This is a genomic window from Exiguobacterium sp. s168 (assembly GCF_018619035.1).
Taxonomy (GTDB): Bacteria; Bacillota; Bacilli; order Exiguobacteriales; family Exiguobacteriaceae; genus Exiguobacterium_A; species Exiguobacterium_A acetylicum.
This window is the reverse complement of the sequence record NZ_JACSNE010000049.1, coordinates 1-4,792: the sequence shown is the minus strand read 5'-3', so window position 1 is coordinate 4,792 and position 4,792 is coordinate 1. Positions and strand designations below refer to the sequence as shown.

Here is a 4,792-nt window from a genome sequence, read left to right as displayed (position 1 = left end):
TCAAATTGTATCGCGAGGTATCCAACGCTCGAGTGCTCTGAATATTGCCGAAAAATGTCGAAAAACGCTAACGTTGCGTGAAATGACAATTCCTCGCAACGTTGTCCTTGCTCCAGAGCCAAGCACGAGAAAAACGGTCGAAATCGACCGTTTTCACAATCTTTTTTTTACTTTCCGGATTTATAAAATTACATATCGATTGCGTAATGGTCATCCCCTTTCAAAGACATGGTATCCAATTCCAATAAACATGTAGAGGAAATGATGGTATTTGGGTAAGGAAAAAGGTACGTCATTCTATTTCACTAAGGGGGATTTCAGATGCGCGCCGTAACGTACCAAGGAGCGAAGGATGTTCAAGTCAAACAAGTAAAGGATCCATCGATTGAAAAAAACGATGACATCATCGTCAAAATCACATCGACTGCCATTTGTGGTTCAGACTTACACATCTATCAGGGGAATATGCCGGCTCACAAAGACTATGTCATTGGTCATGAACCGATGGGCATCGTTGAAGAGGTGGGACCAGATGTGACGAAGGTCAAGCGAGGAGACCGGGTTGTGTTACCGTTTAACGTTGCTTGTGGTCACTGTTTCTTTTGTGAACATGATATGGAAAGTCAATGCGATAACTCGAACGGAAATCCCCATGTCGATACAGGTGGGTATTTCGGTTTCACAGAAGAGTTTGGTGGACATCCTGGTGGTCAGGCGGAATATTTGAAAGTTCCGTTTGGGAATTTTATGCCACTCGTGATTCCTGAATCATGTGAACTAGAAGATGAGGCATTACTGTTCTTGTCTGACGTTTTACCTACGGCGTATTGGAGTGTCTTACATGCAGGTGTGAAAAAAGGAGATACGGTCGTTGTACTTGGATCAGGACCAGTTGGACTGATGACACAAAAATTCGCATGGATGCAAGGTGCGAAACGGGTCATTGCAGTAGATGATCAAGTGTATCGATTAAATCATGCTAAAATGACGAATAAAGTTGAGACGGTGAACTTCTCGGACCACGCCGAAAGTGGTGCATACATTAAAGAGTTGACACAGGGTGGGGCAGACGTCGTCATTGATTGCGTCGGTTTTGACGGAAAGATGTCCGCTGTAGAAAAAATCGAACAAAAGATTGGTCTGCAAGGTGGAACGTTGAGTGCCATTAATATTGCGAAGGACGCTGTCCGGAAATTTGGTACCGTACAGTTGACGGGTATCTATGCTGAAAAATACAATCAATTCCCGCTTGGCGATTTCTTCACCCGAAATATTACGCTGAAAATGGGACAAGCACCCGTTGTCCATTTGATGCCGGAACTGTTCCAAAAAATTATCAACAAAGAATTTGATCCAACAGATATCGTGACGCATCGAGTGGCACTTGATGATGCTGCTTCTGCCTATCAAACATTTAATGATCGGGCAGATGGGTGTATCAAGGTCGTCTTGAAACCATAAGCTATCTCATACTCAAACAGCCCATCCGATTTTTGGATGGGCTGTTGTATATCGTGGAATCAAAAGAAAAAATCGGGTCAAAGGAGACAAATGAATACCTGAAATTCGATATGACCGAGGTATTCATTCAGGAGATGGATGTGGCGTTACATAAGCAGTTGAAGCAGATCGCCCTGGAAAACGATGTGAAACTCTAAAAAGGGCAAAAAAACGTCAAGTTTTCGTGAAATGAAAACTTGGCGACGCTCACAAGCCGAAGTGTGAAAAAAGTAAAAAAAGACCAGTTTTCATATTTTTTTGAGTAGGAATTATTAATTTGTATGGGATGTATAACAAAACAGATAGGGTGTAGTCTGATCTGTTTTGTTATACATCTTTTTTTATTTAAAAAATAAGCATCTCCTGTTGACAATTTTTTTTGGATTTGATATTTATAAATTGTAGTTAGCACTCGATGTATTGGAGTGCTAAAAAATAGATCTAAGGAGTGATTATCATGGCTAGTTTGATTCCTTTCAACAAAAAGCGTAATGATTTAATGAACCTTGGGTTTAATGATTTTTCAAACATGTTGGATGACTTTTTCTCAGCAAATGGGCTTCCATTCGAAAGAAGCCTAAGACACGACACATTTAAGGTCGATATCAAAGACGAAGAAGACAAGTATGTCATTGAAGCAGAAGTACCTGGAGTTAAAAAAGAAGATATTCAAGTTACGATCGATGATGGTCGTCTCAACTTATCCGTTAAGCATGAAAGTGTTTCTGAAGAAGAAGGAAGTAAATATATTCATCGAGAACGTCGAATGTCACAAATGTCTCGCAGTATTTTGTTGAAAGATGTGAGTGAAGAAGGCGCTCAGGCTAAGTTGGAAGATGGCGTTTTGAAATTAATTCTTCCTAAAAAAGAAAACGTAGAGACTTCGAAACGTATTATGATTGAGTAATTTTGTGCATCCCCTCCTAAAGAAGAGCGAAAGCTCTTCTGTTTTTTTTATGATGTTTTTTTTAAAAACACCTTTCTGTTTTTTTTGTTCAACTCTTTATAGACAAGATCATTGTCAGGATGAGTTTAGGAAGTTCGAAGCAAAAAAGAGCATAAGGGGAAACTGCTATCACTCAGTGTGCTAGCCTAGGCGGAGCCTAGTGTTTCCCTGATATCATCAAAATCGCCAAAAGGTCACACCGCGTGCCACTAAAAACGGCATTTTGGCACGGCGGTTGCCACAAAAAAATACGATTGCTAGCACTAGCAATCGTATTTTTTTATTTTTCAAAATGAATTTTCAATTTGAAAAACGATTTGAAATCTCTTTTTTTGAATCGAGATTTGATGCGTGATAAAAATAAAATGTTGTCAGAAAATTGATGTAAGCGTACAATAATCAGTAACAAAATACGGACGGAACAACAAAAAACGCCACTTCTCCCATCTACTTGTCGGGAAACGAGTAGATGATCAACGAAGTGACGCTTTTGAATAGCGAGTGCGGGAACACTGCTATTGATCGTTGAAGGCACATTGGACGTGACTTCAACTTAGATGCACTTATCATACTAAGGAAACCTAGCTTTTACAAGGTTTTAAGTAGAGAAAAGGACATCGTTCAGTAGCAAGTTTCACGAAACTCGCTACTGAACGATGTCCTTTTTGTTTTGGTCTTACATATAAAAGAGGTCAGCACTCGCTCTTTAAACGAGTAGGTTCATCCAGCCGACGCAGTAAAATGGATCGGTCATCACCGCAGTTCCAGTAGGTGATGCGACGTTAGCAGGGGAAGGACGGAGAGCCCTGTACATAGCCTAAGTCCCGAAGGGATACGGTAAAGATCGTTGAGAGGTTCAGACGGGGTCATATGGTACGAGACCGTAGGCAGTCCCACGACAAACGGTGGGGAATTTCCTAGTAGGCGGCTGTATGATTGCTGTGACACGACATATGACGGCTTTTGGCCGCCATACAGTGGGTTATATGACGAGTCGCCGAAAGGCAGCAAGGTAGGGCGTGGAAACGCCTTGTGTGTGCGAGAGCGCAGCGAGTCATATCGTAGGGGCGAGACTCCCCTGCAATCTTGGAACGCCTAGACATACGGATACCTCGTCCTACACTGGACGCAGTGCACCGATGGGCAGATTTAACTCTTTCCTTTTGCAAGGGGTTAGTCTGCCCATCCAGCCGTTTTCCTCGCCTGCCTCCCGCAGTATGCCTTCGCTCTTCAGGTTCTACAAGTCTTTTTAATCAAAAAAAGGAATAGAAAGTGCCAGAAAGATGAAGATCAACGACGGGTTCATGTGTCGTGCGAGGGATGTTGAAGGAGGGAGCGAAGCGAGTCCATTCAACATCCCGCAGTGCGCCAGCAAGCGAAGTGGAGGCGTAAACGCCGTAACGAAGTGCGGTAGATCAGGAAAGCGAGAATCTTAAACAGGCATCTAGAGAGAAAAAGGGATTTTGAGATGTTTGTTTATATCAACTACCGAACGATCTGGAACAGCGAACTTTTAAAGAAAAGCAGGTGTCTAGCCCTATAACGTAGAAATTTAAGAGGGTAAGAGGTTAAATAATAAGACAGGTGTAGAATGCAAAGGGGGAAGACGCGTGAGAGAAGTGGAACTGACGATCCTTGACGTGACGGAACTGAACAAGGGTATGAAGTTTCTTGAAATCGCGAAACAGCATGCTCCAGTAGGTAAGGAGAAGCTACGAGAAGCCTTGAAACAGGCTGGAGCGACGTTCGACCAACAGACGAAGCGTTGGCAGATTGCTGGAGACCATCCGAACGCCCAGAAGCGTGTCCTGGACTTCGTCCAATCGACACGGGTGAAGGAGAAACGGAATCGAGCGACGGATCCATTACGTGTGGATCCCGTGACCGGACAGTCGCAACTCGACGACGGCTATTTCGAGATCGAGACGAAACCGCAACAAATCATCCGAAAAAAGGTCTCGCTCGACCTCGACGTGACGCTCCACAAGCGTCTGAAGCATATCGCACTCGAGAACGATATGAAACTCTACGAACTCGTCGAAGGAGTCCTGCAGGACTACGTACGAAAACAAAAATAAGGAGGACGAACAGATGAAAACCGTAGCTAACTTCCGAAAAGATTTCGAAGAAATTCTTGAGGATCCGAACACGAATCGGCGTGACGTCCGATTGGCGAACTTGATGTCGGAGATGGAGGGGGCGATCCAAATCCCACTGCTGCAAAATCTCGAATGGGAAGCCCAGCATCCGGAAGAGATCAAATTGTATCGCGAGGTATCCAACGCTCGAGTGCTCTGAATATTGCCGAAAAATGTCGAAAAACGCTAACGTTGCGTGAAATGACAA

At 43.4% G+C, this 4,792-nt stretch carries 4 protein-coding genes; all 4 read left to right on the top strand.

Features of this window, described 5'->3' with window-relative positions:
* Positions 1–321 precede the first annotated feature (321 nt).
* Positions 322–1,461, top strand: coding sequence for a zinc-dependent alcohol dehydrogenase (locus KNQ15_RS16465; RefSeq protein WP_214730109.1), 1,140 nt, complete (start codon positions 322–324; stop codon positions 1,459–1,461).
* 496 nt (positions 1,462–1,957) lie between these two features.
* Positions 1,958–2,407 (top strand): Hsp20/alpha crystallin family protein, encoded by a 450-nt coding sequence (locus KNQ15_RS16460; protein WP_214730108.1) that lies wholly within the window; start codon positions 1,958–1,960, stop codon positions 2,405–2,407.
* Positions 2,408–4,056: 1,649 nt separating this feature from the next.
* Positions 4,057–4,524 (top strand): hypothetical protein, encoded by a 468-nt coding sequence (locus KNQ15_RS16455; RefSeq protein WP_214730107.1) that lies wholly within the window; start codon positions 4,057–4,059, stop codon positions 4,522–4,524.
* 13 nt (positions 4,525–4,537) lie between these two features.
* The gene (locus KNQ15_RS16450; protein WP_214730106.1) at positions 4,538–4,744 is read left to right on the top strand and encodes a hypothetical protein; all 207 of its coding nucleotides are present in this window, start codon (positions 4,538–4,540) and stop codon (positions 4,742–4,744) included.
* The last annotated feature ends 48 nt before the right edge of the window (positions 4,745–4,792 follow it).

What these genes read in the sequence shown, in the direction of transcription:
- KNQ15_RS16465 (WP_214730109.1), top strand. Translation starts at nt 322, where the DNA reads ATGCGCGCCGTAACGTACCAAGGAGCGAAGGATGTTCAAGTCAAACAA.
- KNQ15_RS16460 (WP_214730108.1), top strand. Translation starts at nt 1,958, where the DNA reads ATGGCTAGTTTGATTCCTTTCAACAAAAAGCGTAATGATTTAATGAAC.
- KNQ15_RS16450 (WP_214730106.1), top strand. Translation starts at nt 4,538, where the DNA reads ATGAAAACCGTAGCTAACTTCCGAAAAGATTTCGAAGAAATTCTTGAG.